General features: G+C 67.2%; 24 protein-coding genes. 10 read left to right on the top strand and 14 right to left on the bottom strand.

What is annotated here, in order from left to right:
• Positions 1-60: 60 nt before the first annotated feature.
• Entirely contained in the window at positions 61-990 is a 930-nt protein-coding gene (argF, locus tag A3CW_RS0120935) for an ornithine carbamoyltransferase (protein ID WP_028205311.1), read from the bottom strand.
• 625 nt (positions 991-1,615) lie between these two features.
• On the opposite strand from argF, the gene A3CW_RS0120930 reads away from it, so the two are divergent.
• Positions 1,616-1,963, top strand: coding sequence for a DUF3579 domain-containing protein (locus tag A3CW_RS0120930; protein WP_028205310.1), 348 nt, complete (start codon positions 1,616-1,618; stop codon positions 1,961-1,963).
• Positions 1,964-2,106: 143 nt separating this feature from the next.
• On the opposite strand, the gene rpsT is transcribed toward A3CW_RS0120930, so the two are convergent.
• The gene (gene rpsT / locus A3CW_RS0120925) at positions 2,107-2,379 is read right to left on the bottom strand and encodes a 30S ribosomal protein S20 (RefSeq protein WP_028205309.1); all 273 of its coding nucleotides are present in this window, start codon (positions 2,377-2,379) and stop codon (positions 2,107-2,109) included.
• 423 nt (positions 2,380-2,802) lie between these two features.
• Here rpsT and murJ point away from each other — a divergent pair, with 423 nt between their 5' ends.
• Together murJ and A3CW_RS0120915 are read left to right on the top strand one after the other, a co-directional pair.
• Complete coding sequence (gene murJ, locus A3CW_RS0120920; RefSeq protein ID WP_028205308.1) at positions 2,803-4,353, top strand: murein biosynthesis integral membrane protein MurJ; 1,551 nt, start codon at positions 2,803-2,805, stop codon at positions 4,351-4,353.
• 5 nt (positions 4,354-4,358) lie between these two features.
• Positions 4,359-5,198, top strand: coding sequence for a SirB1 family protein (locus A3CW_RS0120915; protein ID WP_035513442.1), 840 nt, complete (start codon positions 4,359-4,361; stop codon positions 5,196-5,198).
• A gap of 76 nt (positions 5,199-5,274) precedes the next feature.
• Here A3CW_RS0120915 and A3CW_RS0120910 read toward each other — a convergent pair whose 3' ends face one another.
• The 5 genes from A3CW_RS0120910 to lpxK all read right to left on the bottom strand — a co-directional run bounded on the left by A3CW_RS0120910 (position 5,275) and on the right by lpxK (position 9,438).
• Positions 5,275-6,033: a 3-hydroxyacyl-CoA dehydrogenase gene (locus A3CW_RS0120910; protein WP_028205306.1), complete on the bottom strand. Its 759-nt coding sequence runs from the start codon at positions 6,031-6,033 to the stop codon at positions 5,275-5,277.
• A gap of 199 nt (positions 6,034-6,232) precedes the next feature.
• Entirely contained in the window at positions 6,233-6,895 is a 663-nt protein-coding gene (gene adk / locus A3CW_RS0120905) for an adenylate kinase (protein WP_028205305.1), read from the bottom strand.
• A 300-nt stretch (positions 6,896-7,195) separates the two neighbouring features.
• Complete coding sequence (gene kdsB, locus A3CW_RS0120900; RefSeq protein WP_028205304.1) at positions 7,196-7,999, bottom strand: 3-deoxy-manno-octulosonate cytidylyltransferase; 804 nt, start codon at positions 7,997-7,999, stop codon at positions 7,196-7,198.
• A gap of 175 nt (positions 8,000-8,174) precedes the next feature.
• Positions 8,175-8,378, bottom strand: a complete 204-nt coding sequence (locus tag A3CW_RS0120895; protein WP_028205303.1) for a Trm112 family protein — start codon at positions 8,376-8,378, stop codon at positions 8,175-8,177.
• Positions 8,359-9,438: a tetraacyldisaccharide 4'-kinase gene (gene lpxK / locus A3CW_RS0120890; protein ID WP_028205302.1), complete on the bottom strand. Its 1,080-nt coding sequence runs from the start codon at positions 9,436-9,438 to the stop codon at positions 8,359-8,361. Before lpxK ends, A3CW_RS0120895 begins: the two co-directional genes overlap by 20 nt.
• A gap of 559 nt (positions 9,439-9,997) precedes the next feature.
• On the opposite strand from lpxK, the gene xseA reads away from it, so the two are divergent.
• Entirely contained in the window at positions 9,998-11,374 is a 1,377-nt protein-coding gene (gene xseA / locus A3CW_RS0120885; protein ID WP_028205301.1) for an exodeoxyribonuclease VII large subunit, read from the top strand.
• Positions 11,375-11,777: 403 nt separating this feature from the next.
• A complete protein-coding gene (sodB, locus tag A3CW_RS0120880; protein WP_028205300.1) occupies positions 11,778-12,356 on the top strand; it encodes a superoxide dismutase [Fe] in 579 nt (192 codons plus the stop codon).
• A gap of 93 nt (positions 12,357-12,449) precedes the next feature.
• Here sodB and A3CW_RS0120875 read toward each other — a convergent pair whose 3' ends face one another.
• A complete protein-coding gene (locus A3CW_RS0120875; protein WP_028205299.1) occupies positions 12,450-13,025 on the bottom strand; it encodes an isochorismatase family protein in 576 nt (191 codons plus the stop codon).
• A 63-nt stretch (positions 13,026-13,088) separates the two neighbouring features.
• On the opposite strand from A3CW_RS0120875, the gene A3CW_RS50275 reads away from it, so the two are divergent.
• On the top strand, positions 13,089-13,739 hold the full coding sequence (locus A3CW_RS50275) for a TetR/AcrR family transcriptional regulator (RefSeq protein ID WP_051481609.1): 651 nt from the start codon (positions 13,089-13,091) through the stop codon (positions 13,737-13,739).
• Positions 13,740-13,764: 25 nt separating this feature from the next.
• Here the strand turns inward: A3CW_RS50275 and clpP are convergent, their stop codons facing one another.
• Positions 13,765-14,409: an ATP-dependent Clp endopeptidase proteolytic subunit ClpP gene (clpP, locus tag A3CW_RS0120865; RefSeq protein WP_028205298.1), complete on the bottom strand. Its 645-nt coding sequence runs from the start codon at positions 14,407-14,409 to the stop codon at positions 13,765-13,767.
• Between the two features lie 191 nt (positions 14,410-14,600).
• Between clpP and A3CW_RS47035 the strand changes: the two genes are divergently transcribed.
• Complete coding sequence (locus tag A3CW_RS47035) at positions 14,601-15,713, top strand: sigma-70 family RNA polymerase sigma factor (protein ID WP_051481608.1); 1,113 nt, start codon at positions 14,601-14,603, stop codon at positions 15,711-15,713.
• Positions 15,714-15,737: 24 nt separating this feature from the next.
• On the opposite strand, the gene A3CW_RS0120855 is transcribed toward A3CW_RS47035, so the two are convergent.
• The 3 genes from A3CW_RS0120855 to A3CW_RS0120845 all read right to left on the bottom strand — a co-directional run bounded on the left by A3CW_RS0120855 (position 15,738) and on the right by A3CW_RS0120845 (position 20,322).
• A complete protein-coding gene (locus A3CW_RS0120855; RefSeq protein WP_028205297.1) occupies positions 15,738-17,009 on the bottom strand; it encodes an EAL domain-containing protein in 1,272 nt (423 codons plus the stop codon).
• Between the two features lie 292 nt (positions 17,010-17,301).
• On the bottom strand, positions 17,302-18,777 hold the full coding sequence (gene mdtD / locus A3CW_RS0120850) for a multidrug transporter subunit MdtD (protein ID WP_154677996.1): 1,476 nt from the start codon (positions 18,775-18,777) through the stop codon (positions 17,302-17,304).
• Between the two features lie 96 nt (positions 18,778-18,873).
• On the bottom strand, positions 18,874-20,322 hold the full coding sequence (locus tag A3CW_RS0120845) for an aminotransferase-like domain-containing protein (RefSeq protein WP_028205295.1): 1,449 nt from the start codon (positions 20,320-20,322) through the stop codon (positions 18,874-18,876).
• 225 nt (positions 20,323-20,547) lie between these two features.
• Here A3CW_RS0120845 and A3CW_RS0120840 point away from each other — a divergent pair, with 225 nt between their 5' ends.
• A complete protein-coding gene (locus A3CW_RS0120840; protein ID WP_028205294.1) occupies positions 20,548-20,928 on the top strand; it encodes a DUF2917 domain-containing protein in 381 nt (126 codons plus the stop codon).
• Between the two features lie 24 nt (positions 20,929-20,952).
• Here the strand turns inward: A3CW_RS0120840 and A3CW_RS0120835 are convergent, their stop codons facing one another.
• Positions 20,953-22,203, bottom strand: coding sequence for a citrate synthase family protein (locus A3CW_RS0120835; protein ID WP_028205293.1), 1,251 nt, complete (start codon positions 22,201-22,203; stop codon positions 20,953-20,955).
• Between the two features lie 143 nt (positions 22,204-22,346).
• Here A3CW_RS0120835 and A3CW_RS0120830 point away from each other — a divergent pair, with 143 nt between their 5' ends.
• Complete coding sequence (locus A3CW_RS0120830; protein ID WP_028205292.1) at positions 22,347-23,774, top strand: CoA transferase; 1,428 nt, start codon at positions 22,347-22,349, stop codon at positions 23,772-23,774.
• 21 nt (positions 23,775-23,795) lie between these two features.
• Here the strand turns inward: A3CW_RS0120830 and A3CW_RS0120825 are convergent, their stop codons facing one another.
• Positions 23,796-24,542 (bottom strand): GntR family transcriptional regulator, encoded by a 747-nt coding sequence (locus A3CW_RS0120825; protein ID WP_028205291.1) that lies wholly within the window; start codon positions 24,540-24,542, stop codon positions 23,796-23,798.
• A gap of 158 nt (positions 24,543-24,700) precedes the next feature.
• Here A3CW_RS0120825 and A3CW_RS0120820 point away from each other — a divergent pair, with 158 nt between their 5' ends.
• Entirely contained in the window at positions 24,701-25,546 is an 846-nt protein-coding gene (locus A3CW_RS0120820) for an aldo/keto reductase (RefSeq protein ID WP_028205290.1), read from the top strand.
• Positions 25,547-25,570: the final 24 nt, after the last annotated feature.

Genomic DNA, 25,570 nt, shown 5'->3' with positions numbered 1-25,570 from the left:
CAGCGGGCACAAAAAAGCCGACCTTCGGGTCGGCTTTCTTCATGATGGCGTACGCCAGGCTCAGTGGTTCAGGCGGCCGAGCAGCAGGAACTCCATGAGCGCCTTCTGCACGTGCAAGCGGTTTTCCGCCTCGTCCCAGACCACGCTCTGCGGGCCGTCGATCACCTCGGCGCTGACTTCCTCGCCGCGGTGCGCGGGCAGGCAGTGCATGAAAAGCACATCGGCGTTGGCGCGGGCCATCATCGGCGCGTCCACGCACCAGTCGGCGAAGGCCTGCTTGCGCGCTTCGTTTTCGGCCTCGAAGCCCATGCTGGTCCAGACGTCGGTCGTGACGAGGTCGGCGCCGTCGCAGGCGTCGTGCGGGTCCTCGAAGACTTCGTAGAACGGCTTGCTTTCCGCCGCGACCAGCGCGGGATCGAGCGGATAACCCGGCGGCGTGGAGATGCGCAGCTTGAAGCCGAGGATCTGCGCGGCTTCGATCCACGTGTAGAGCATGTTGTTGGCGTCGCCGACCCACGCCACGGTCTTGCCGCGGATCGGACCGCGGTGCTCGTAGTACGTGAAGATGTCGGCCAGCACCTGGCAGGGGTGGTACTCGTTCGTGAGACCGTTGATGACCGGCACGCGCGAGCTTTCGGCGAAGCGCTGCAGGATGTCCTGGCCGAACGTGCGGATCATGATGATGTCGACCATGCGCGAGATGACCTGCGCCGAATCTTCGATCGGCTCGCCGCGCCCGAGCTGCGTGTCGCGCGTGTTCATGAACACGGCGTGGCCGCCTAGCTGGAAGATACCCGCTTCGAACGAGAGGCGCGTGCGGGTGGAGCTCTTCTCGAAGATCATCGCCAGCGTGCGGTCGTGCAGCGGGTGATAGGTCTCGTAGTTCTTGAACTTGCGCTTCAGGATGCGCGCGCGCTCCAGCACATATTCATATTCGTCAAGGGAGAAATCCTTGAACTGCAGGTAATGGCGTATGGTACGGGAGGTCATGAAACGAAAACGGCGCCAGATCCGGCCTCGAACTGCAGGATTGGGCCGGCGACGCCGCTGCGGTTGGTGGTAAGTCAAAGCAGCATAAAGGATTTTGCGCATTTTGACGAGTTGCCCAAAATTTAGGCAGGGTGCCCAGGCGCACGGTGGGCGGCGCTTTCGCGACGGCTTTCGGGACTGTTTCGCGGGCATTGCGCGGGCCCGGATCCAGCCTTTCAAGTGCCTTGTGTGCACTGCGTCAAAACGGTCAGTGCGCTATAATCCCAGAGATTTCTTAGGCACGACAAACGGGCCCTGAACGTGTGTGACGGCAAGGTGGCAACACCTCGCGGCCGCGCCAGGCAAGCCCGCGGGAGCGGCCTGTGCGCTGACTGGCAGTGCGCCGCGAAATCGTCCTGTCGATCCCGTTGCGAGACCTGCTTGTGACACGCGTCGGCGGCGAATTTCGAGACTTCACGCCAGGCGGGGTGCGCGGCAGCCGTTCCCTATCCATCGGACTGTCCATGCGTGTGGCGGCGGGCGATCCCCGCGGCCGGCGTTCCGCGGTACCCGCGCGGGCGCAGCGCTCGTGCCGCCGTTACACGCTGCAAACGCACCCAGCAGCTACACACACAGGTACTCCTGCATGGCCGACGAAGCTCCAACCGAATACTTCATTCAAGGCATCACCAGCGCGGGGAAGAAGTTTCGTCCGAGCGACTGGTCGGAGCGCCTCGCCGGGGTGATGTCGAGCTTTGGTCCGAAAGCGTCGGCCAACGCGCGCGGCCCGAACGCCTATTTGCGCTACTCGCTCTACGTGCGCCCGACGATGATCGGCGACCTCAAGGTCGTCGTGCTGGATTCGCGCCTGAAGGACGTCGAACCGATGGCCTTCAATTTTGTGATGAACTTCGCGAAGGACAACGACCTCCTCGTGACCGAAGCGTGCGAACTGCCTCACGATCACGCCACGCAGCAAGCCAACGTGCGCTGACGGCGCGGCGACGGCAACGAACGGACCCGCTTCGGCGGGTTTTTTTGCGCCCGGCAGAAACAAAAAAACCCGCCGAAGCGGGTTTTTTGTGGTGCAGCGAAAAGAGGGCGGGCTGCCAGTTGTAGCCGGCAAGCCGAATCTCTTTACTGCGCGGCTTGCATTGCCTTGACGGCAGCAGCCAGGCGGCTCTTATGACGAGCGGCCTTGTTCTTGTGAACGATTTTCTTGTCGGCGATGATGTCGAGCGTCTTGCCCGATGCCTTCAGAACTTCAGCAGCCTTTGCCTGGTCGCCGGCGTCAATTGCCTTGCGAACAGCCTTGATGGCGGTGCGGAACTTCGAGCGCAGTGCCGAGTTGTGCGAGTTTGCCTTCGTGGCCTGACGGGCGCGCTTGCGTGCTTGTGCGGAGTTTGCCATTGCGATTCCTTGTGATTGCGGAGCGTGGTGCGACCAGCGCTCTTTGCCTGGATTTGAACGACCGGCAGCGTTGCCTGAGACGTTCAAAACGGTATTTGCCGGCTGCGTTTTTGCTCAACCAGCCGCGCCTTTTGTGCCAGAGCGGGTTTCTACCTCTTTCCTGCCCCCTTTCCAAGACGCGTTTCGAGCCCCCTGAGAGAACTCGAATCGAAGATTATAGCAACAGAACCATGCGGGTGGCAATCACGACGCATTAGCGAAGACAAGCGCTGCCGGAGGTGAACGCCTTTCACGCCACACGGTCACAATCAGCGCGCTTTGTCTTTGCCTCCCGTTCGCCGGCGCCGTCGCGCAGGGTTTTGCGCCGATCTTTGCGCTCCGTATCCGCGATGGAGCGGACGACGCCCGTATAATTACCGCCCCATGAATCTATTCCGAGCCCTGCTGACAGTCAGCGGCTTCACGCTGCTGTCGCGCGTGACCGGTCTGGCCCGAGAAACGCTGATTGCGCGCGCCTTTGGTGCGAGCCAGTACACCGACGCTTTCTACGTCGCGTTTCGTATTCCCAACCTGCTGCGCCGCATCTCGGCGGAAGGCGCCTTTTCGCAGGCGTTCGTGCCGATTCTCGCGGAGTTCAAGAACCAGAAGGGCCACGACGCCACGCGCGCGCTCGTCGACGCTACGTCGACCGTGCTCGCCTGGGTGCTCGCGATCCTCTCGCTGCTTGGCATTTTCGGCGCGTCGTTCGTCGTGATCGTGGTCGCTTCGGGCTTGAAGAGCGACGGGCAAGCGTTTCCGCTCGCCGTCACGATGACGCGCATCATGTTCCCCTATATCGTGTTCATCTCGCTGACGTCGCTCGCGTCCGGCGTGCTCAACACGTACAAGCAGTTCTCGCTGCCCGCGTTCGCGCCGGTGCTGCTCAATGTCTCGTTCATCACGGCGGCCGTGGCCTTCGCGCCGCACATGAAGCAGCCCGTCTACGCGCTCGCGTGGGCCGTGATCGTGGGCGGCGTGCTGCAGTTCATCGTGCAGTTGCCGGGCTTGAAGCGCATCGACATGATGCCGCGCATCGGCCTGAACCCGCTCAAGGCGCTCGCGCACCGGGGCGTGAAGCGTGTGCTCGCGAAGATGGTGCCCGCCATGTTCGCCGTCTCGGTCGCGCAGATCAGCCTCATCATCAACACCAATATCGCCTCGCGTCTCGGGCCCGGAGCGGTGTCGTGGATCAACTACGCCGACCGCCTGATGGAGTTCCCGACGGCGCTGCTCGGCGTAGCGCTCGGCACGATTCTGCTGCCCAGTCTCTCGAAGGCGCACGTCGATGCCGATCCGCACGAGTACTCGGCGTTGCTCGACTGGGGCCTGCGCGTGACGTTCCTGCTTGCCGCGCCTTCGGCCGTCGCGCTCTTTTTCTTCGCCGAGCCGCTCACGGCCACGCTCTTTCACTACGGCAAGTTCGACGCCACGTCCGTCATCATGACGGCCCGCGCGCTGGCGGCCTACGGCGTGGGGCTCGTCGGCCTCATCCTCATCAAGATCCTCGCGCCCGGCTTCTACGCGCGCCAGGACATCAAAACGCCGGTCAAGATCGGTGTGGGCGTGCTCATCGCCACGCAGATCAGCAACTACATCTTCGTGCCGATCTTCTCGCACGCGGGCTTGACGCTCTCGGTCGGCCTCGGCGCCTGCATGAACGCGCTACTGCTGTTCATCGGGCTGCGCCGCCGCGGCATCTATATGCCGTCCTCCGGCTGGACGACGTTCTTCGTGCAGTTGCTCGGGGCATGTCTCGTGCTGGCCGGGGCGATGCACTGGTGCGCCACCAGCTACGACTGGATCGCGCTGCGTCATGAACCGCTCGCGCGCATCGCCTTGCTCGGTGCGTGCCTCGTCCTGTTCGCGGCGCTATATTTCGGTATGCTTTGGTTGATGGGCTTCAAATACGCGTACTTCAAGAGGCGGGCGAAGTGACCACGATGACTACGCGGGTTCTGGACTATTTCAGCGCGCTCGTTGCCGACGACGAGAGCCTGCCGCTCACCGAGGCGGCGCTGGCGATCGCGCAGGACGCCTATCCCGATCTCGATCTGCAAGGCACGCTGGCCGAGATCGACGAACTCGCGCTGCGTGTGCGCCGCCGCATGCCCGAAGGGGCGGACGTGCGCCAGCAGGTTGCTGTGCTCAACCGCTGCTTTTTTCGTGAGATGGGCTTCGCGGCCAACCTCAACGACTTTCTCGACCCCGAAAACAGCCACCTGAACGCCGTGCTCAAACGCCGGCGCGGTATCCCCATTTCGCTCGCGGTGCTCTATCTGGAAATGGCGACCCAGCTCGGCCTGCCGGTGAAAGGCGTGTCGTTTCCGGGGCATTTTCTGCTGCGCGTGGCGCTGCCCGAAGGCGACGAGATGCTCGATCCCACCACGGGCCGCACGCTCACCGAGTCCGACATGGTGGAGATGCTCGAACCGTTCGTGGCCAACGCCGGCGATTCCGTGGCGCGCGCGCTGCGCATGCTGCTCGAGCCGGCCACACGGCGCGAGATCGTCGCGCGCATGCTGCGCAACCTGAAGTCGGTCTATCTGCAGACCGAGCGCTGGCAGCGCCTGCTGGCCATCCAGCAGCGGCTCGTGATCCTGCTGCCGGAGAACATCGAGGAAGTGCGCGACCGCGGCTTCGCTTATGCGCGGCTCGACTATCTGCGTCCGGCGCTCGAAGACCTCGAACACTATCTCGACGAGCGCCCCGACGCGGAAGACGCGACCGTCGTCGAGTCGCAGCTGCATGAGCTGCGCCAGCGCACGCTCGATAACGACTGAAGCCCGCGGCCAAGCCGCAGAAAAAAGCCCGCGATTTTCGTCGCGGGCTTTTTTTCGCGCGGGGGAGGGCGCGCCGTTACTTCGGCTGCATGCGGATCGCGCCGTCCAGACGGATCACCTCGCCGTTGAGCATCGGATTCTCGACGATCTGCTTGACGAGCATCGCATACTCATCCGGCTTGCCGAGGCGCGGCGGGAACGGGACCATCGCACCGAGCGCGTCCTGCACCTCTTTGGGCATGCCGAGCAGCATCGGCGTTTCGAAGATGCCGGGCGCGATCGTCATCACGCGAATGCCGCTGCGCGAAAGGTCGCGCGCGATCGGCAGCGTCATCGCGACGACGCCGCCCTTCGAGGCGGCGTAGGCCGCCTGACCGATCTGGCCGTCGTAAGCGGCCACCGACGCCGTGTTGACGATCACGCCACGCTCGCCGCCCTCGCCAGCTGGGGTCTGGGCGATGGCGGCCGCCGCGAGGCGGATCATGTTGAAGGTGCCGATCAGATTGACCGAAATGGTCTTCGAGAACGTGTCGAGCGGATGCGGGCCGTCCTTACCTACGGTCTTCACGGCAGGCGCGACGCCAGCGCAATTCACGAGGCCGCGCAGCGTGCCGAGCGCGGTTGCCGCGGCCACGGCGCGCGCGCCGTCGTCCTCGCTCGCCACGTTGCAGGTCACGAACGCGCCGCCCAGTTCCTTCGCGAGCGCATTACCGGCGTCCTCGTTGAGGTCGGCGATGACGACCTTGCCGCCTTCGGCCGCGATCAGACGCGCGCTGGCCGCGCCGAGCCCCGACGCGCCGCCGGTGATGAGAAATACGTTGCCGCGGATCTGCATCTTTCGTCTCCTGTCGTTGTGGCCATGCTGTCTCGCGCGGAGGGCAAATGCGCGCGAGACTCACCAAAAACAAAACGGGCCGGCTGGCGTCGCGTCCCGAAACCCCTCGGGAGTGCGGCGCCAGCCGGCCCGCAGGCAAACCAGCCAGTGTGCCGAAACCGGCTTCGAGTCTGACTTTGACTCGCGGACTTTGACCCGCTTACTTGAGCGCTTCGAATGCGCGTTCGCGAATTTCGTCGACGCTGCCGAGGCCCGAGATGGCGCGATACTGCGGCGGCTTCAGGCCGTTTTCCTCACCGCGCTTCGCCCAGTCGCTGTAGTAGGCGATGAGCGGCTTGGTCTGGGCGACGTACACGTCGAGACGCTTGCGCACCGTTTCTTCCTTGTCGTCGTCGCGCTGGACGAGCGGTTCGCCCGTCACGTCGTCCGTCATATCCACTTTCGGCGGATTGAACTTGACGTGATACGTGCGGCCCGAAGCCGGGTGCATGCGGCGGCCGCTCATGCGCGTGATGATCTCGTCGAACGGCACGTCGATCTCGAGCACGTAATCGATCGCGACGCCCGCCTGCTTCATCGCTTCGGCTTGCGGCAGCGTGCGCGGGAAGCCGTCGAACAGGTAGCCGTTCTGGCAGTCGGGCTCCTGAAGGCGCTCCTTCACGAGATTGATGATGAGCTCGTCGGTCACGAGCTCGCCGGCGTCCATGAATCGCTTCGCTTCGAGGCCAAGCGGCGTACCGGCCTTGACGGCCGCGCGCAGCATGTCGCCCGTCGAGATTTGCGGAATGCCGAACTTTTCCTTGATGAAGCTTGCCTGGGTTCCCTTGCCCGCGCCCGGGGCGCCCAACAGGATCAAACGCATGTGAACAATCTCCGATCTGTGTGAATTCTTGCGGCGCGGCGGCTGCCCCGCACGCGCGGTGGGGCGGCATCGTCAGCGTCGTGCGTCTCCTCGCCCGTTCGCTCACGGCTATCGAGGCAGTGCTGGCGGGGGCAACGGCACGTCCGGCGCGGCTTTCGCCCGGTGTTCATGACTTGCACTGGACACGGGGCGGCGCTGCAAGACGGTGCCGAAAAGCGGGGAAACCCCGACGCACAAAGGCTTTAGACGGCTCGCGCAAACAATTGATTATGCCATGGGATTTTTGCCCCACGGACGGAATTAAGGCCGGTATAACGCCTGCACACGGGCGAGGTCGGCGGGGGTATCGACGCCCGGCGCGGGTGCCTGCGCCGTGACCAGCACCGCGATGCGCTCGCCGTGCCACATCGCGCGAAGCTGCTCCAGCGCCTCGACCTGCTCGATCGGCGAATGCGCGAGCGAGGGGTAGCTGCGCAGGAATTTCGCGCGGTACGCGTACAGGCCGATGTGGCGATAAACGATCGCGGGAGCCGGCGGGGCGGGCATTGCGCCGAGATCGAGGCGCGCCGGCGACCAGTGCGGCTGCCAGGCGTCGCGGGCCCAGGGAATCGGCGCGCGCGAGAAGTAGAGCGCAACGCCGCGTGCGTCCAGCACGACCTTCACGACGTTCGGGCTGAAGATTTCCTCGGGCGCCGTGATCGGATGCGCGGCCGTGGCGATCGCGCATTCGGGGTGCGCGGCGAGGTGCGACGCAACGTCGCACACGAGCGCGGGGTCGATCAGCGGCTCGTCGCCCTGCACGTTGACCACGATCGTCTCGTCGCTCCAGCCATAGTGCTCGGCGACCTCGGCGAGGCGGTCGGTGCCCGACGGGTGATCGGCGCGCGTGAGCACGGCCTCGAAACCGTTGGCGCGGGCGGCGTCGAGCACGCTCTGGGCGTCCGAGGCGATCAGCACCTTCTGCGCGCCCGAATCGCGCGCGCGCTCGGCCACGCGCACCACCATGGGCTTGCCGCCGATGTCGGCGAGCGGTTTGTTGGGCAGCCGCGTGGACGCGAGACGCGCCGGGACGACGGCGATGAAGGGTTGCACGGGAGCGGTCATGGCCAGTTGGAGCACAGGAAACGGGATTGGGGAAACCGGTTCGGGAAACCGCTTTGGGAGACGGCAGCGCGCCGGGGGCGGCGCGCGTAACCCGGCTTCGAGCCGGCAAGGCGAGGCAAGCAGGGCGAGCGGCGCAAGCGGGGGCGATCGGCGCGCGCTGCGTCGCCCGTGCGCCTTACGCGGCGCCCGGCCCGTGCGGATCGACCGGCGTGCCTTCCACGGTTTGACGCGCTTCGTCGACGAGCATGACCGGAATGCCGTCGCGGATCGGGTAGGCGAGCTTGTCGGCGTTGCAGATCAGCTCCTGCGCGGCGCGGTCATAGCTAAGCGGGCCCTTGCAGATCGGGCAGACCAGGATTTCAAGCAGACGAGCGTCCACGGAGTTTCTCCACAACCAGGGTAATGAGGCGATGATCGAGCGCGGCTTCGACGGGGACGACCCAGATGCGCGCGTCGTTCCAGGCCCCCAATTTTACTGCATCCTTTTCGGTGACCAGGATCGCGTCGGCGGTGACGTCGGCGAACGGGTTGGTTGCGTAGGCGTAGTGGTCGGGCAGCGGCAGGGTTTGCGGCGCGAGGCCGGCCGCGCGCAGCGTCGCGAAAAAGCGCTCCGGCGAACCGATGCCGGCCGCCGCCACGATGCGCAGCGCGCCCTGCGATCCCTGCGTGAGCGCGCCTTGTCCAGGTGCGGCCGCGCCCGCGGCAAACTGCGCGAGCGGACGGCGCAGCGCCGGATTGGCGAGATGCCAGGCGTCGCCGGGTTCGAGCTTGAGCGCGAAGGTATTGGGCCAGGCCGGCAGCGTGCGCTCGAACGGATTGTTCACAAGCGTGGCGTCGCGCCGGCGCGAGAGCGGCTCGCGCAGCGGGCCCGCCGGCAGCAGAAAGCCATTGCCGCCCAGGCGATGGTCGAACACCACGATCTCGACGTCGCGCACGAGGCGGTAGTGCTGCAGGCCGTCGTCGCTCACGATCACGTCGACGTCGCTGTGGGCGCCGCACAGCGCCGTGGCCGCCGCCACGCGATCGGGCGAGACCCAGACGGGCACGCCCGTGCGGCGGGCGATCAGCAAGGGTTCGTCGCCGCAAAGGCGCGCGGGCGTATCCGCCGTGACGGGTGTGGGGCGGGCGATTTTCGCGCCGTATCCGCGCGAGACCACGCCCGGCGAGAAGCCCGCGGCGCGCAGCGCCTCGACGAGCGCGATCACCGTGGGCGTCTTGCCCGTGCCGCCCACGGTCACGTTGCCGACCACCACCACGGGCACGCCCACGCGCACGCTCTTGAGCCAGCCCGCCGCAAAGGCGGCGCGGCGCGCACCGCTCACGGCGGCAAACACGGCGGCGAACGGCGTGAGCGCCCAGGCGAGCGCGCCGCGGCGTTGCCAGGCGTGCGCAAACTGCCCTTCGAGGCGTTCCTTGAAACTGGAGACGGGGCCGCTCATCGGCAATTTGCGCGCGAAGCGCCGCACGTTGCATGCGGGAAGCAGACAGGCAGGGCGGGCATCGGGTCGGTTCTCCGGTTCTAGGTGAGCTGAGCGACAAACAGGACGGCAGACGAATGACCTGCGTAGGCGAGCAACCGGCGCTTCGCGTGATGCGCCGCAGGCGCTCGTGAACCCGGCACTCTAGCGCGGGTAGGCGTGACGCGGCAAGTTGCCGGGCCGTAAGCAACTGTCGGTTGCCTGCAAGCCGCGCGAAACGACCAAAATATCGACGCCTGTGGATAACTTTGTGGAGAAGTAGGCCGCGGGAAGGCGCAAAGGCCCATTCTTCGGCCTCTCCATCGGTCTGTAAGGATGTTATATCGATAAAAAACGTATAAAAATCAACGGGATGAGCTAATTTTCAGCGTTTGCGGGCCGGCTGCGGTCATCTTGCCGCATGACAGCGCCGATGTGGACACTTCGCAGGGGCTTGCGAGCCGGGTCTCATTCGTGCTGGACTATCGCCCCCCGAACGGTCTATCGTCTGTCCGGCCAAGGTTTCTCCACACCCTTTCGCATGCTATCCGACCGTTTTTCCGCTTCCTCCGCGCCTTCGGGCGACGTCGTCGTGCCGGTCTCGGCGCTCAACCGGGCGATCGCCTCGATGCTCGAGCGCACGTTCCCGCTTGCATGGATTTCCGGCGAAGTGTCCAACTTTACGCGCGCCGCAAGTGGCCACTGGTACTTTTCGATCAAGGACGCCCAGGCGCAGATTCGCTGCGTGATGTTCCGCGGGCGCGCCCAGTACGCTGAATTCACGCCGCGCGAGGGCGACCGCATCGAAGTGCGCGCGCTCGTCACGATGTACGAGCCGCGCGGCGAACTCCAGCTGAACGTCGAGGCCGTGCGGCGCACCGGCCAGGGCCGGCTCTACGAAGCCTTCCTGCGCCTGAAGGCGCAACTCGAGGCCGAAGGGCTCTTCGACCCCGAGCGCAAACGCACGCTGCCCTCGCATCCGCGCGCGATCGGCGTGATTACGTCGATGCAGGCCGCCGCGCTGCGCGACGTGCTCACCACGTTGTGCCGCCGGGCGCCGCACGTGCCGGTGATCGTCTACCCCGCGCCGGTGCAGGGCGCGGGCTCGGCAGAAAAGCTCACGACGATGCTGGAAACCGCGAACGCGCGCAACGAAGTGGACGTGCTTGTCGTGTGCCGCGGCGGGGGCTCGATCGAGGACCTGTGGTCGTTCAACGACGAGGTGCTTGCGCGCGCGATCGCGGCCAGCGGCATTCCGGTGGTGAGCGGCGTGGGGCACGAAACCGATTTCACGATCGCCGATTTCGCCGCCGACGTGCGCGCGCCAACGCCCACTGGCGCGGCTGAACTCGTCAGTCCGCAGCGCACGCTGCTGCTGCGCGATCTCGACCAGCGCCATGCCGCGCTCGCACGCGATTTCGGCCGTCTGCTCGAGCGGCGCGCGCAGCAGCTCGACTGGCTGGCGCGCCGGCTCGTTTCGCCCGTCGAGCGGCTTGCGCAGCAGCGCACGCACTTGCGCCAGTTGACGATACGGCTCGCCTCGGCGGGCTCGCGCGCCAGCGCCGAGGCGCGTGCGCGCCTGAACGTCATGCAGATGCGCTGGCAGCGCGCGCGGCCCGACGCCGCCGCGCAGCGCGCCCAGCTGGAGTCGCTTGGTCGGCGTCTGGACGGCGCCTTCGCGCGTCAGCGCGAGCGCGAGGCAGCACGCGTTTCGGAACTCACGGCACGGCTCGAAGTGCTGAGCCCGCAGCGCACGTTCGAGCGCGGCTATGCAGCGCTGCTCGACGCGCAAAGCGGCGCGGCGATACGCTCGCCCGCCGCGCTCAAGCCGGGCAAGCGGCTTACGGTGCACCTCGCGCAGGGCAGCGCCGACGTCGCGCTCGCCGATGTCCAGCCGCGCCTCGCCGACGGTTTCTGAATCAGGCCCGCAGTCAGCCTGTCAGGTCCGATGTTTGCTGCACAAGGAAGAACCGGCGCATTCGCACGATCGCTAGCCGCCACGACGAAACATCGTGGCGGCGAACGATTGTTGCAGTCTCGTTGCAGGAAGTTTGCACGCCGGTTGCGTGGAGATTGCAAAGCGATTGCAGCCGTCTTGCCCGCGTGCGAAGCGGGCATGGAAAGCGCGGCATGGAAAGCGTTGTTCGAGCGTCGTTGTATCGACGAAAAACCGCGCCGCAGTTCATCCGCGAAAGCCCCGCGCAAACGATATCCGGCATAAAGGCCGCTCGTTTGCGGGGTTATTCCAACTCGCCTACAATCGAGTGCTCCATGCCGGTTATCACGCAGAACTCCCCATAACACGACGAAGGAACCGCATCATGTCATTTACGCTCCCGCCGCTGCCGTTCGCGAAGAACGCCCTCGCTCCGCACATGTCGGAAGAGACGCTCGAGTTCCACTACGGCAAGCACCACCAGGCTTACGTCACGAATCTGAACAACCTGATTCCGGGCACCGAGTTCGAAAAGCTCTCGCTCGAAGAGATCGTCAAGAAGTCGTCGGGTGGCGTGTTCAACAACTCGGCGCAGATCTGGAATCACACGTTCTTCTGGAACAGCCTCTCGCCGCAAGGCGGCGGCGCACCGTCGGGCGCGCTCGGCGACGCGATCAACGCGAAGTGGGGCTCCTACGACGCGTTCAAGGAAGCCTTCACGAAGGCTGCCGTGGGCAACTTCGGTTCGGGCTGGACGTGGCTCGTGAAGAAGGCTGACGGCTCGCTCGACATCGTGTCGACCAGCAACGCCGCCACGCCGCTCACGACCGACGCCCGTGCGCTCCTCACGATCGACGTGTGGGAACACGCTTACTACATCGACTACCGCAACGCGCGTCCGAAGTTCGTCGAAGCATTCTGGAACATCGTGAACTGGAACTTCGCAGCACAGAACTTCGCGTAATACGAAGCCCTGTTCTGTGCGCCGCACTGGCTGCGGCACATGCAAAAAGCCCTCGATGCGAATCGAGGGCTTTTTTGTTTTGCGCGAAGTGTTTTACACAAACGTGGCGATGGTTTCCTGCGTCGAGCGCACGTGGCCCATGTGGCGGAACAGCTTCTCGAACGAGAAGTGATGCATCTCTTCGTTCAGACCGGACGTGGCGTCTTCGACGAACACCAGCTTGAAGCCGAGATCGAACGCCGCGCGCGCGGTGGATTCGACGCCGAAGTTCGTGGCGATGCCGCCGATGACGATGGTGTCGATGCCGCGGCGGCGCAACTGCTGCTCGAGGTTGGTGCCGTAGAACGCGCCCCATTGGCGCTTCGCGACGATCACGTCCTCGGGTTGCGCGCCGATCTCGGGCACGAGTTCGGAGGCCTCGGCCGGTGCGGGCGGCGTGTCGGGCGTGCGGCCGGGCGCGTCGGCGGGCAGCGCGAGCAGTTCGTTCAGGAGCACGTGCACCCAGACGACGGTGCCGCCCTTGGCGCGCAGTGCGTCGGCGAGCGGTTTGGCGTTGGCCACCACCTGCGCGCCGCTATAGGGCGCGACCTGGCGGCCTACGATGCCGTGCTGAAGGTCGATCATCACGAGCGCCGTGGTGCGCGCGTTCAGTGAAAGTGCTTGCGTCATGGTTCACCTATATGTGAGGATGGCTTCACATAATCATACACGAATGTGAAGGAGGCTTCAGATATGGCGGCAGATCCGCTCGCCCGCAAGGAGGCGCAAAAGGAAGCGGCACGCGAAAACGCCCGGCGCGTGCCGCGCCAGGAACGCGCGGCGCGCACGGTCGACGCGCTGCTCGAAGCCGCCGGCGAAGCCTTCGCCGAGCGCGGCTTCGAAGTGGCAACGATGACGCAGATCGCCCAGCAGGCGGGCGTTTCGGTGGGCGCTGCGTACCAGTACTTTCCGAACAAGGAGGCACTGGCCCTCGCGCTGCGTAAGCGCTACGGCGACGAAATGGACGCGCGCTGGAGCGCGCTCATCGCCGCGCACGACGATGCAGGCAAGCTGCCGCTCGCGCAGCTGGTCGAGCGTCTGTTCGACCTGATGGTCGATCTGATGCACGACTATCCCGCGTATTTGCCCCTGCTTTCCGTGCCGCTCGGCTTCAAGCGCGATGCGGCCGTGCGCAATCTGCTGCGCCAGCGTTTCACGGCGCTCTTCCTGCGTTATCAGCCGGCGCTTGCGTCCGATGAGGCCTATCGCGTGGCCGAAGTCATGCTGCAGGTCATCAAGAGCCTCAACCCACTATACGCCGCGGCGAAGCCGAAAGAGCGCAAGCTGCTGGTCGCCGAGTACAAGGGCGTGCTGGCGGCGTGGCTCGCCGTGCGGCTCGCGTGAGCCCGCGCGCCGCAAACACCGCGCCTTAGCGCAGTAACGGGTCGTCGCGTGACTCGAGCACGCGGTCGATCAAGCCGTATTCGGCGGCCGCCTGGGCCGACATGAAGTTGTCGCGGTCGCTGTCGTGCGCGATCTGCTCGATGCTGCGTCCGGTACGCGCGGCGAGCATCGCGTTCAGGCGCTCGCGCAGGTACAGGATCTCGCGCGCCTGCAGCTCGACATCGGCGGCGGTGCCCTGGCCGCCACCCGAAGGCTGATGGATCATGATGCGCGCGTTTGGTAGTGCGAAGCGTTTTCCATGCGCGCCCGCGGCGAGCAAAAACGACCCCATGCTGGCGGCGAAACCCGTGCACAGTGTCGAGACATCGGGCTTGATGAATTGCATCGTGTCGTAAATGGCGAGTCCGTCGTAGACCGATCCGCCCGGCGAGTTGATATAGAAGCTGATGTCCTTGTCCGCGTTTTCCGCTTCGAGAAAGAGCAGTTGCGCGACCACGAGGCTCGCGCTTTGCTCGGTCACCGGCCCGACGAGGAACACGATGCGCTCGCGCAAGAGGCGCGAGTAGATGTCGTAGGCGCGCTCGCCGCGCCCCGAGGTTTCGATCACGGTCGGGACGAGATTGAGCGCGCTCGGCGGCAATGCTGCATGATTCAGTGCAAAGGATGGCATGACTGGCCTCGTGTTTTTTCCGTTGACGGCGGTTGGCGTTGGCGGCGCGATTGCGCCGCTGCTGCCATGACGCCCGCCGCGGCCCGCGCGTGACGAGAATATTTTTGCGTGCGGCTGTCACGCCGGCCGTGCGCCGGACGTCATGAGGGAAACGGGCGGGAGCGAGCACGCATGGCGAAGGAGCGAAGCGAATGACGCAGGCGATCGACACAATCGAAGCAACGAGTCTGGAGGGCGCTGGGCGCAATGAGGCTGCGACCCCAGTGAGCGACGAAGCCGGGCCAGAGGCAGCAGCGTGGACCGACGCGCGCCGCGCCGCCGCCTTCGGCGAGGCGCGCGCTCGGCTCATTGCGCTGGCCGCACGCGTGCTGGGCAGCCGCGCGGAGGCCGAGGACGTCGTGCAGGACGCGTGGTTCCGCTGGCGCGACGCCGACGCACCGGCCCTGCGCGCACCGCAGGCGTGGCTCGCCACGGTCACCGTGCGCCTCGCGATCGACCGGCTGCGGCGCTTGCGTCGTGAGCATGCCGGCGAACACGAGGCCGCGTGGCTCGACGACGCGGCGCCCTCTGCGGAAGAGGCGGGCTTGCGCGCGCGGCGCTTCTCGGACGCGCTGCGGCTCCTGCTCGAGAGGCTGGGACCCCTCGAGCAGGCGGTGTTCGTGCTGCGCGAGGCCTTCGACTGCGACTACGCGCAGATCGGCGCGCTCACCGGCTGTACGAACGAGCATTGCCGGCAGATCGTGCGGCGTGCCCGCGTTCGGCTCGCCCGCGAGGCCGCGCCGCGGGCGGCGCCAGCCGACAAAGTGCAGCACGCGCGCACGGTCGAGCGTTTGCGCGACGTGCTGCATGCACAGGATCGCGTGGGATTGATGGATTTGCTCGGGGTGACGGCAAACGCGCTGGTCGCGGCGAGCGTGGCCGAAGTGGCTCACGGCCAGGCCTCGCAGGAAGCGCACGCCGCGCACGTCCTGCGCGCCGAAGCGCTGGCGCTGGACGGCGAGCCGGGCGTGGCGCTCGTCGCGCAGGACGGCGCGCTCGCCGCCTGGCTGCATGTGCGCGACGACCGCGACGGGCTGCCCGAGCCGGTTGTTTGCGTGGCGGCGATGGAAGAGGGGAGCGCGGGGCCGGCCAACCGGCTCCAGGCGGCGAACCGGGCTTTCGGCGGCGAGGCGGTGCGCAAGATGCTGGCCCGGCTTGCCTCGAGCGACGGCGCGGCGTGCGTGTCCACGCTCAGCGTCAGCGCTCGCGCGACCACCACACACGGCTGCGCCACGCTGCTCACGCAGCCGCTCGTCCTCGCGTGAGCCTGGCCTCGGCCTGGACGGACGCTAGCCGCGCAGGGCGGCGTCCCAGTTGATATCGACACAAAGCACCTGCACGCCGTGCTCCGTTTGCACGGCGACCGAGGCCGTGACGCACAGGTGCGCCTCGTTGATCGAAAGATAGGGCGGTGTGAACTGCACGCGGCCCGGCGCCTTCATGGCGCCGATGAAGTAAGGCCGCCGTTCCCAGCTTGCGCCCTCGGAATGCAGCAGTGGCCGGAAGCGCTTGGCGCGCTGCGACGTGCGGCCGTCGGGCAGCACGTTGTCGCCGATCTGGCGGCCCGACGCGTCGAGCAGGAAGCAGCGCGCCGTGTCGTCGAGGCCGAGCAGCGGCAGCGTGGCGTCGCTCATGTTCACGCCCTCGGCGAGCTGCTTCGCCGCCGCTTCGATGGCGCTCACGTACGGCGCGAGACGCGCCGACTGCGAACGCTCGCGCGCGGCCACGCGCTCGCGCAGGCGCGCCGAAAGATCGTCCATGAGCTGCGCGGCCTTGGCCGGCGGCACCGGCTCGACGTCGGGCCGCGCGAAATACGCGCCCTGTACGAAGTCGGCGTTGCTCTCCAGCGCGATCAGCGCGTCGCGCTCGGTCGCGAGGCCGCCCACGAGCACGAGCTGACCCGACTCGTGCAGCATCGAGACGAGCCCCGGCAGCACGCGCTCGATATGCGCGTGGCGGCTCGCCTGGGCGAGCAGGCTGCGGTCGAGCGTGACAATGTCGGGCCGCAACTGCCACACGCGGTCGATGTTCGAATGCTTGGCGCCAAAGCCATCCAGCGCGATCACGAAGCCCGCCTTGCGCAATCCGTCGATGATTTCCGCGAAGCGTGGATTCTCGCCGCCCGCCTGTTCCGACACCTCCAGCACCACGCGCTGCGGCTGCAGCCCGAGCGCCTTGAGGCCGGCGAGCAGGGCGTCGCCGTAGCTCGTGTCCATGAGCGCGGCCGGGTGCAGGCTCAGAAAGAGCCATTCGTCATGCGAATCGAACGCGTTGAAATTGCCCAGATGCAGCGATTCCGCGAGACGCCCCAGTTCGAGCAGGTCGCCGCGGCGCGCCGCCTGCGTGAACACCTCCTGCGACGGCGCCTGCTGGCCCTGCTCGTCGTGCGCGCGCAGCGACGCGTGATAGCCGATCGCGCGCCGGTGCGCAACCGAAAACACGGGCTGGAACACGCTGAAGACGGTGTAGCCGCCGTACAGCACGGTGCGGCGGGCGCCTTCTTCGCCGGCGATGGGGCGAGACTGGAAGCCGGGGGGATCGAGGTCGATCATGCTGGTCATTTTCGTGTCGAGGGCGCGCGGGACGGACGTGACGGGCGGGACGCGTGAACGTCAAGTTTACAGGATAGGACAGCAAAAAGTGTGCGAGTCCCAGGTCCCGTGGCCATTGGCCCGTGCGATGGCGCGCGCGCTATCTCGGGATGATGTGCGGGTTGGTGCCCAAACCCGGCGCGAACCTGAGCGGCGCACGGCCACGAGGCGCGCCGCACCTTTGCGGTGCGCGCGCCGGCGGCGAGGATGCAACCGCAACGACCGCCGCAGCGCCTGCGGCTCCGGCTTGACAGGTCCGCTGTCAGGTCCGCTCGGACGGATCGGTCTTCTTCGCGGTGCGGCGCAGGTCCGACGCGAGCTGCGCGAAGATCCACGACGAACCCGCCGTGATGATGCCCACGCAGATGAAGGTCGCGTGGAACGCCGGAATCACGTTCTCGCCCGTCTTGTGGCCCATGATGCCCGTGAAGGTGGTGAGCAGCGCGCCCGCGACGGTCACGCCAAGGCTCATCGAGAGCATTTGCACGAGCGAGAAGAGGCTGTTGCCGCTGCTCGCGCCGCCCGTGCCGAGATCCTTGAGCGTGAGGGTGTTCATCGCCGTGAACTGCATCGAGTTCACGGCGCCGAAGATCGCCAGTTGTGCGATGCGCATCCACAGCGGCTCATTGGGCGTGGAAAGCGCGAAGCTCGCCATCATGAGGCCGACGAGCACCGTGTTCGAGACCAGCACGCTGCGGTAGCCGTAGCGCATGATGAGATACGTCACGAGGCGCTTGGAGAACATGCCCGCGGCGGCCGTGGGCAGCATCATGAGGCCGGCCTCGAAGGCCGTGTAGCCGAGTGCCACCTGAAGCAGCAGCGGAATCAGATACGGCATCGCGCCGCTGCCGATGCGCGCAAACAGATTGCCGAGCAGGCCCACGCTGAAGGTGTGGATCTTGAAGAGGTCGAGCGAAAAGATCGGCTGCGGTGTGCGCACCGCGTGCAGACCGTAGGCCACGAACGCGGCGAGCGAAAGGATGAAGAGCACGAGCACCGTGGCGTGCTGGATGCCGAACTCGCTGCGCCCGTCGAGCGCGAACGAAATCGCGAGCATGCCGATGACGAGCAGCAGGTAGCCCGGCAGGTCGAAGCGCGGCGTGTCGGGGTTGCGGCTGTCGGGCATGAAGATGAAGGTGGCGACGCAGCCCACCACGCCCACCGGCACGTTGATGAGAAAGATCCAGTGCCACGAGGCGATCTGCACGAGCCAGCCGCCGAGCGTCGGGCCGATGAGCGGGCCGATCAGCCCCGGAATCGCCACGAACGAGAGCGCGGGCAGATAGCGTTCGGCGGGAAACGTGCGCAGCACGGCAAGCCGGCCGACCGGCAGCAGCATCGCGCCGCCCACACCCTGCGCGATGCGCGAGACCACCAACTGGTTCAGCGTATGCGAGCTCGCGCACAGGAGCGAGCCGACCGTGAACACGAAGATCGCGCCGAGGAACACGCGCCGCGTGCCGAGCTTGTCCGCGAGCCAGCCGGATACGGGGATCATCACCGCCATCGTGAGCGAATACGCGATCACGACTGATTGCATGCGCAACGGGAGTTCGCCAAGACTCTTCGCCATCGCCGGCAACGCCGTGTTGACGATGGTCGAATCGAGGGTCTGCATGAAGAAGCCAGTGGCGACGAGCCACAGCATCACGGACAGCGAGCGGGGCGACGGAGTGGTGCTGGACGCAGCAGTGGATTCGGACATGGGCGAGGAGAGGGGCGCGCAGGCAAGCGCCATTGTAGGGAAAACGGCGTGCCAACGCAGACAGCCGGGCCCGCTGCCGCAAATGTGGCGTAGGCGGCGTGAGCGCCGGGGCGTGCGGCGCCTGCGCGGTTATCCGCCGAGGCGCGCCGCCGCCGCGAAGAAGGCCTGGGCGCGCGGGTCGAGCGTGAGCGCCACGTTGATGCGGATCCACGGGCTCGGCTCGCCTTGCGGGCGGAAGTGGCTGCCCGGCGAGACCGCCACGCCGAGCGGCTCGCCGCAGACTGCGAGGCGGGTGGAATCCTCCACGTGCGGTACGCGCGCCCAGACGAACTTGCCGCCCGTTTGTGCATAGCCGCGCGCCGCCGTGGTCGACGACGCCGACGCAGCGCCGCCGAACAGCTCCCACCCATGCGCTTCGAGTGTGCGCGTGGCCGACCCTTGCGCCTCGGCGATGCGTCGGCGCAGCCGTTCGAGGTATTTGCGGTACGCGCCGCGCTCGAGCAGCGTGGCGGCCACGGCCTGCGTGAAGCGCGAGCCGCTGATGGTGGTGAGCGCCTTGATGGCCGCGAGATCGCGCACGATCGCCGGGTTGGCCACCACGTAGCCCACGCGCAGCGCCGAGGAGAGCGTCTTCGAGAGGCCGCCCACGTACACGACGTGCTCGAACTGGTCGAGCGCCGCGAGGCGGTCGGTGGGATCGGCCTGGAAGTCGGCGTAGATGTCGTCCTCGACGATCGTGAAGCGGTGCTCGCGCGCGAGCTGCAGCAAGCGGAACGCGACCGGCGGCGAGATCGTCGAGCCGGTCGGGTTGTGGAACACGGTGTTGACGAAGAACGCGCGCGGATGGTGCTCGGCGAGCATCGCGTGCAAATGGTCGAGATCGGGCCCGCTCGCCGTGCGGCGGATGCCCACGAGGCGCACGCCGTGCAGTTTGAGCAAACCGTACAGGTTGTAGTAGCCGGGGTCCTCGACGAATACCGTGTCGCCGGGCTTGAGCATGTAGCGCATGAGCAGGTCGAGGCCTTCGCTCGCGCCTTCGGTAACGAGGATCTGCTGGGTCTCGGCGACGATGCCGAGCGGCGCGAGCCGGTTGCGCAGATGCTCGCGCAGCGTGGCGTCGCCCGTTGGCGTGCCGTAGTCGACGAGGCTCGCGGGGTCGCTGCGCGACACATGGCGGATCGCCTGGCCGAGCGCGTCGATGTCGCGCCACGCCTGCGGGATCGAACCGCTGTCGAGCTGCAGCAGCTCGCCCGCGCGTTCGAGCTGGCTGAGCAGGTGGCCCGATTCGTCGGCGGCGTTCGAAAGGTCGCAGGTGCCCATGCCGGAGAGTCCCGCGCGCGCGTGCTCGCTCACGTAGAAGCCCGAGCCGTGGCGCGAGTCGAGATAGCCGAGCGAGACGAGCCGGTCATAGGCTTCGATCACGGGAAAGCGGCTGATGGCGTAGTCGGCGGCGAACTGGCGGATGGACGGCAGTCGGGAGCCCGGGTGCGCAGCGCGCGAGCGGATCCACGTCTGCACGCCGGTGACGATCTGGTCGGTGAGCGGCACATCGCTCGCGCGGTCGAGTTCGAGTTTCATCTGGGTCTCGCTGGGTATGCCGCTTGAGGCTGCGGTTTGAAGCGGCAGTGACTGTTCGGTTTTTTGCCTGCACAGTTCCAGATGAACTGTTCGGAACTGTACATGGGATCGTGCGTCACTGATCGCAATAATGCTCCTACCGGGAAGGCGCTTCAAGTCCTTATCAGCCAACCTTCCGGTGGCCGTCCGAGGGTGATCGGCGGCCAGTCTGCAAGGAGCACGGCAATGCGCGAAATCCGAATCTTCGAACTGGAACACGGCGAGCCCGTTGAAACCTGGCGGCTCGCGCAGGCAATGCAATTGCATGTGAGCGAAGGCGAACTGTGGCTCACGATCGCGGGCGACGCCGGCGACTACTGGCTGCGCGCCGGCGAGTCGATCGGGCTCACAGCGGGCGTGCGCGTGCACGTGAGCGCGGGCCGCGAAGGTGCGCGTTTCGTGCTGGCGCTGGGCGGCGCAAGCGCCGCTGCGCCAGCGTGGACGGTGGCGCCAGTCGACGTGGAACGCGTACGCGCGGCGGGTGCGAGTGGTGTCGCGGCGCGCATCGGCGAGGCGTTGCGCGGCTGGGTGCAGCGCGGGCAGTGGGGTGTCCGGGCGGCGGGTTGAGCTGGGTTGACCTCGTTGCTCGTGCTACGCGATGTGCCGGGCGGTATGCGGCGTATCGCCTGCCATTTCCCCCACGTAGCGTGCGCGCGGACGGATCAGCCGGCCGTCGGCGGTTTGTTCGAGCGCATGCGCGATCCAGCCCGTCACGCGGCCCGCGGCGAACAGCGTGAACGCCGCGCCGCGCGGCAGCCCCAGCACGCGCTCGATGGCCGCGAGCGCGTAGTCGAGCGTCGGCCGCGCGCCGCTCGTCTCGGCCACGGCGTGGGCGAGCGCGTCGACTTCGTCCATCGGCGAGCGCGCCGGCGCGCGTTGTGCGAGCAGGTCCAGCAACAGGCGCGCGCGCGGGTCGCCATCGGGATAGAGCGGGTGGCCGAAGCCGGAGAGCGGCACGGCCGCGCCGAGTTCGTCGGGCGCGAGACGGTCGGCCAGATAGCGATGCAGGTCGTCGGCGCGCGCGGCTTCCTCGAAGAGCGCAGCCACGCGCGTGGTCTCGCCGCCGTGGCGCGGCCCGGCCAGCGCGGCGAGGCCGCCTGTCGCCGCGCCGAACAGATGTGTGCCGGTGGAGGTGATGCAGCGCACCGTGAACGTCGAGGCGTTCAGTTCGTGGTCCGCGCACAGCACGAGCGCGGCGCGCAGCAGGTCGGTTTGCGCGCGCGAGCGCACGCCCCACGCCTCGCCTGGCTGACGGTGCAGCGGCTCGTTCGACGGCGCGGTGGAAACGAGCGCCGCCGCGAGCAGGCGCATGAGCATCGCACCGGTGTCGATTTGCGCGTCGCGGCCCTGCGCCCAGATGCGCGGCATTTGCGCGGCGGCGGCGGGCAACAGCACGAGCGCACGTTCGAGCGGCGTGTGCCCGCTCCAGATCTTCAGCCATGCCGACCACTGCGCGGCCGCGATGGGCGCCTCGGGCGCCTGCAGCACGCGGCGCGGCGCGCATTGCCAGAGCAGCGCGGCGACCTCTTCGAGCGTAGCCTGACGCGCAAGCGCGATGGCGTCCTCGCCGCGATAAAAGAGCTTGCCGTCGGCGATCAGCGTGATCGACGATTCGAGCACGGGCACGCCCCAGTCGAGCACTTTCTGCGCGACCTTGCCCGCGCGCTTGCCGTCGGCCTTGCGGCGCGCGAGGCGGCGCACTTCGGCGGCGTCGTAGCGGTTGTGGCGGCCATGGGGCGAGGGCGCCGAGGCGATGAGTCCGCGGCTTACATAGGCGTAGAGCGTGGCGCGGCTGATGCCGAGTTCGGCGGCGGCTTGATCCGCGGTCATATAGCTGGACATGGTGGCTCGCCTCCTGGAACCGGAGAAATCAATCTATGTTGATCATGATAATCAAGATTGATCCAGGATTCGAGCGGCGCGACGATGCGTGACATCACTTCGGCTCGTTTTTTTTCGCTTCCCTCGCAAAAGGACTGCACGCCATGACGCCACGCGACGCGCTCGACCACCTCTGGATGCTGGCGGGCTGCGAGCCGTCCGCGCTCGACTGGCTCGACATGGCAGGCGTCGATCCGGGCCTGCCCTCGATCTTTCGCGTGGGCACGCTCGCGGCGGCGAGCATTGGCGCGGCGGGGCTCGCCGCCGCGCAACTGCACGCGCTGCGCACGGGCCGGATGCAGCGCGTGGCGATCGACGTGCGCCGCGCGCTCGCCGCGTTTCGCAGCGAGCGCTATTTGAGCGTGGACGGCAAGCCGCCCACGGAGCTGCGTCATCCGGTAACGGGTCACTTCCCGACCGGCGACGGCCGCTGGGTCCAGCTCCACGCGAACTTCCCGCATCACCTCGCGGGCATCCTGCGCGTGCTCCAATGCGCGGACGACCGCGACGCCGTGGCGCGCGCGATCCTTGGCTGGGAAGGCGCGGCGCTCGACGACGCGTTCGCGCACGCGGGCTTGTGCGCCGCGCTCGTGCGCGCGCCGCGCGAATGGGCCGCGCATGAGCAGGCGAAGGCGGTGGCGAGCCTGCCGCTCTTCGAGATCGAGCGCATTGGCGACGCGCCCGCCGAGGCGCCGCGAGCGGGCGCCGGGGCGCGTCCATTGGAAGGCGTGCGCGTGCTCGACCTCACGCGCATCATCGCGGGGCCGGTGGCGGGGCGCACGCTCGGACAGCATGGCGCGGACGTGCTGCTCATCAACGGCCCGCATCTGCCGAACATCGCGCCGCTCGTGATCGACAACGGCCGCAGCAAGCGCTCGGCCACGCTCGACCTGCGTGACGCAGCCGCGTGCGACCAGTTGCGTGCACTCGCGCGCGATGCCGATGTGTTCGTGCAAGGCTACCGGCCAGGCGCGCTTGCCGCACACGGGTTCGCGCCCGAAGCGCTCGCGCAGGTGCGGCCCGGTATCGTGTGCGTGTCGATCAGCGCGTATGGGCACCGTGGGCCGTGGCGCGAGCGGCGCGGCTTCGACAGCCTCGTGCAGTCGGCGAGCGGCATCGTGTGGGCCGAGAGCGTCGCCGCAGCAAGACATGGCAACGGCGCAGCAGGCGCGCAGCCGTTCACCACGGTCCGCCCGCTGCCGTGCCAGGCGCTCGATCACGCGACGGGCTATCTCGCCGCGTTCGGCGCGATGGTGGCGCTCGCGCGGCGCATGCGCGAAGGCGGCAGCTGGCACGTGCGCCTTTCGCTCGCGCAAACTGGCCGCTGGCTGCAGACGATGGGCACGCTCGAAGACGGCCAGCAGGCGCCCGAGGTGGGCGCCGCCGATCTCGCCGATTGCCTGGAGGAAATGGCTTCGCCGTTCGGACGCCTGCGCGCCGTCGCGCCCGCCGAGCGGCTCGAACTCACGCCTGCGTTTCATGCGCGGCCGCCGATGCCGATCGGCAGCGATGCGCCGGCATGGAACGACTAGGCCCCGCCGCGTTTTCGCGCGCTACTTGCGCAGTTCCGCGACGAAATCGTAATAATCATTGCGACAGTAGGTGTCGGTGAGTTCGATGGCGCGCTGATCGGCGGTATAGCCCACACGCGTGATGAGCAGCAGCGCCTCGTTGGGCGCGATGCTCATTTGCCGCGCGATCTCGTCGCTCGCGTTCACCGCACGAAAGTGTTGCAGTGCGCGCACGATCGAAAGCCCGCGCTGTTCGAGAAAGCTATAGAGCGAGTCGCCGATCGCGCTGGGGTCGGGAATCAGCGCGGCGGGGAACGTGGAGTTCTCGACGGCCATGACGATGCCGTCGGCCAGACGCAGGCGCTTCAGGCGCGTGACGGCCGCCGCCGGCGAGAGCCCGAGCTGGATCACTTCGTCGCGGCTCGCGGGCTGGATTTCGCGCGAGAGCCAGCGCGAGCTTGGCGTGAAGCCGCGCTGGCGCAGCATCTCGCTGAAGCTCGTGAGGCGCGAGAGCGGGTCTTCGATGCGCGGCGTGATGAAGCTACCCGCGCCTTGCGTGCGGCGAATCAGGCCCTGCTCGACGAGCAGCGCGATCGCCTTGCGCGCCGTGATGCGCGAAACGCCGAGCGACTCCGCGAGGACGCGCTCCGAAGGCAGGGCTTCGCCCGCGTTCCAGCGATTGTCGTGAATGGCAAGGCTCAGCTTGCGCGCGAGCTGCAAATAGAGCGGCGTGTCGTTGTCCGGGTCCGGGCGCAGGTCGCGCCAGCGGTCTTCCGTGGGTGCGTTCATGGGAGGCAGGCATGAAAGGCGAACGGCAATTTTATGTCATCGGTGTCCAATCGCGGAAATGAACGGCTTGCGAGAGTGCGTATGACCGCATTGCGCGCGAGGCGATACACTGGCCGTTCGTTGCCAGTCAGCGCCGTTGCAGCGCGCAAAGGGAGATCATGACGACCGATATCGCAAGCGTCGCATTGGCGGACGGCGAACGCATTCCGAAGCTCGGGCAGGGCACATGGGAAATGGGCGAGCGCAGCGCGCATCGCGCGGCGGAAATCGCCGCGCTGCGCGAAGGCGTGGCGCTCGGCATGACGCTCATCGACACCGCCGAGATGTACGGCGACGGCGCGACCGAGCGCCTCGTCGGCGAGGCCTTGCAGGGCTTGCGCGACGAGGTGTTTCTCGTGAGCAAGGTGTATCCGCACAACGCGAGCCGCAGCGGCGTCGCGCGCGCGTGCGAGGCGAGCCTGAAACGCCTCGGCACCGACCGGCTCGATCTCTATCTGCTGCATTGGCGCGGCGGGGTGCCGCTCGAAGAGACGGTCGAGGGGTTCGAAGCGCTCGTGCGCGCGGGCAAGATCCGTCACTGGGGCGTGAGCAACTTCGATGCCGACGACATGGAGGAGCTGTTCGCCACGCCCGGCGGCGACACGTGCGCGATCAACCAGATTCTCTACAACATCGCGCGGCGCGGCGCGGAATTCGACCTGCTGCCGTGGAGCGCCGCGCATCGCATGCCGGTGATGGCGTATAGCCCCGTCGATCACGCGCGCTTGCCGAGGCGCTCGCCGCTCGACGACATCGCTCACGCACACGGGGTCTCGGTCTATCGCGTGGCGATGGCGTGGGTGCTGGGTCAAAGCGGGGTCTGCGCGATTCCGAAGGCCGCTCGCGTGGAGCACGTGCGCGACAACCGCGCGGCGCTCGATCTCGTGCTCGGCGCTGAAGAGCACGCGGCGCTCGACGCGTATTTCAGGCCGCCGCGCGCCAAGCGTCCGCTGGAGATGCTGTAGGGCGCGAGTGGGGTACGCGCCTGA

Source organism: Paraburkholderia nodosa DSM 21604 (assembly GCF_000519185.1).
In the GTDB taxonomy this organism is placed as follows: Bacteria; Pseudomonadota; Gammaproteobacteria; order Burkholderiales; family Burkholderiaceae; genus Paraburkholderia; species Paraburkholderia nodosa.
The sequence above is the reverse complement of the archived record's forward strand: the minus strand, read 5'-3'. Positions and strand labels throughout refer to the sequence as shown.

Excerpts from the sequence above, each read along its gene's own strand:
- argF (WP_028205311.1), bottom strand. The coding sequence starts at position 990 with ATGACCTCCCGTACCATACGCCATTACCTGCAGTTCAAGGATTTCTCC.
- A3CW_RS0120930 (WP_028205310.1), top strand. The coding sequence starts at position 1,616 with ATGGCCGACGAAGCTCCAACCGAATACTTCATTCAAGGCATCACCAGC.
- rpsT (WP_028205309.1), bottom strand. The coding sequence starts at position 2,379 with ATGGCAAACTCCGCACAAGCACGCAAGCGCGCCCGTCAGGCCACGAAG.
- murJ (WP_028205308.1), top strand. The coding sequence starts at position 2,803 with ATGAATCTATTCCGAGCCCTGCTGACAGTCAGCGGCTTCACGCTGCTG.
- A3CW_RS0120915 (WP_035513442.1), top strand. The coding sequence starts at position 4,359 with ATGACTACGCGGGTTCTGGACTATTTCAGCGCGCTCGTTGCCGACGAC.
- A3CW_RS0120910 (WP_028205306.1), bottom strand. The coding sequence starts at position 6,033 with ATGCAGATCCGCGGCAACGTATTTCTCATCACCGGCGGCGCGTCGGGG.
- adk (WP_028205305.1), bottom strand. The coding sequence starts at position 6,895 with ATGCGTTTGATCCTGTTGGGCGCCCCGGGCGCGGGCAAGGGAACCCAG.
- kdsB (WP_028205304.1), bottom strand. The coding sequence starts at position 7,999 with ATGACCGCTCCCGTGCAACCCTTCATCGCCGTCGTCCCGGCGCGTCTC.
- lpxK (WP_028205302.1), bottom strand. The coding sequence starts at position 9,438 with ATGAGCGGCCCCGTCTCCAGTTTCAAGGAACGCCTCGAAGGGCAGTTT.
- xseA (WP_028205301.1), top strand. The coding sequence starts at position 9,998 with ATGCTATCCGACCGTTTTTCCGCTTCCTCCGCGCCTTCGGGCGACGTC.
- sodB (WP_028205300.1), top strand. The coding sequence starts at position 11,778 with ATGTCATTTACGCTCCCGCCGCTGCCGTTCGCGAAGAACGCCCTCGCT.
- A3CW_RS0120875 (WP_028205299.1), bottom strand. The coding sequence starts at position 13,025 with ATGACGCAAGCACTTTCACTGAACGCGCGCACCACGGCGCTCGTGATG.
- A3CW_RS50275 (WP_051481609.1), top strand. The coding sequence starts at position 13,089 with ATGGCGGCAGATCCGCTCGCCCGCAAGGAGGCGCAAAAGGAAGCGGCA.
- clpP (WP_028205298.1), bottom strand. The coding sequence starts at position 14,409 with ATGCCATCCTTTGCACTGAATCATGCAGCATTGCCGCCGAGCGCGCTC.
- A3CW_RS47035 (WP_051481608.1), top strand. The coding sequence starts at position 14,601 with ATGACGCAGGCGATCGACACAATCGAAGCAACGAGTCTGGAGGGCGCT.
- A3CW_RS0120855 (WP_028205297.1), bottom strand. The coding sequence starts at position 17,009 with ATGACCAGCATGATCGACCTCGATCCCCCCGGCTTCCAGTCTCGCCCC.
- mdtD (WP_154677996.1), bottom strand. The coding sequence starts at position 18,777 with ATGGCGCTTGCCTGCGCGCCCCTCTCCTCGCCCATGTCCGAATCCACT.
- A3CW_RS0120845 (WP_028205295.1), bottom strand. The coding sequence starts at position 20,322 with ATGAAACTCGAACTCGACCGCGCGAGCGATGTGCCGCTCACCGACCAG.
- A3CW_RS0120840 (WP_028205294.1), top strand. The coding sequence starts at position 20,548 with ATGCGCGAAATCCGAATCTTCGAACTGGAACACGGCGAGCCCGTTGAA.
- A3CW_RS0120835 (WP_028205293.1), bottom strand. The coding sequence starts at position 22,203 with ATGTCCAGCTATATGACCGCGGATCAAGCCGCCGCCGAACTCGGCATC.
- A3CW_RS0120830 (WP_028205292.1), top strand. The coding sequence starts at position 22,347 with ATGACGCCACGCGACGCGCTCGACCACCTCTGGATGCTGGCGGGCTGC.
- A3CW_RS0120825 (WP_028205291.1), bottom strand. The coding sequence starts at position 24,542 with ATGAACGCACCCACGGAAGACCGCTGGCGCGACCTGCGCCCGGACCCG.
- A3CW_RS0120820 (WP_028205290.1), top strand. The coding sequence starts at position 24,701 with ATGACGACCGATATCGCAAGCGTCGCATTGGCGGACGGCGAACGCATT.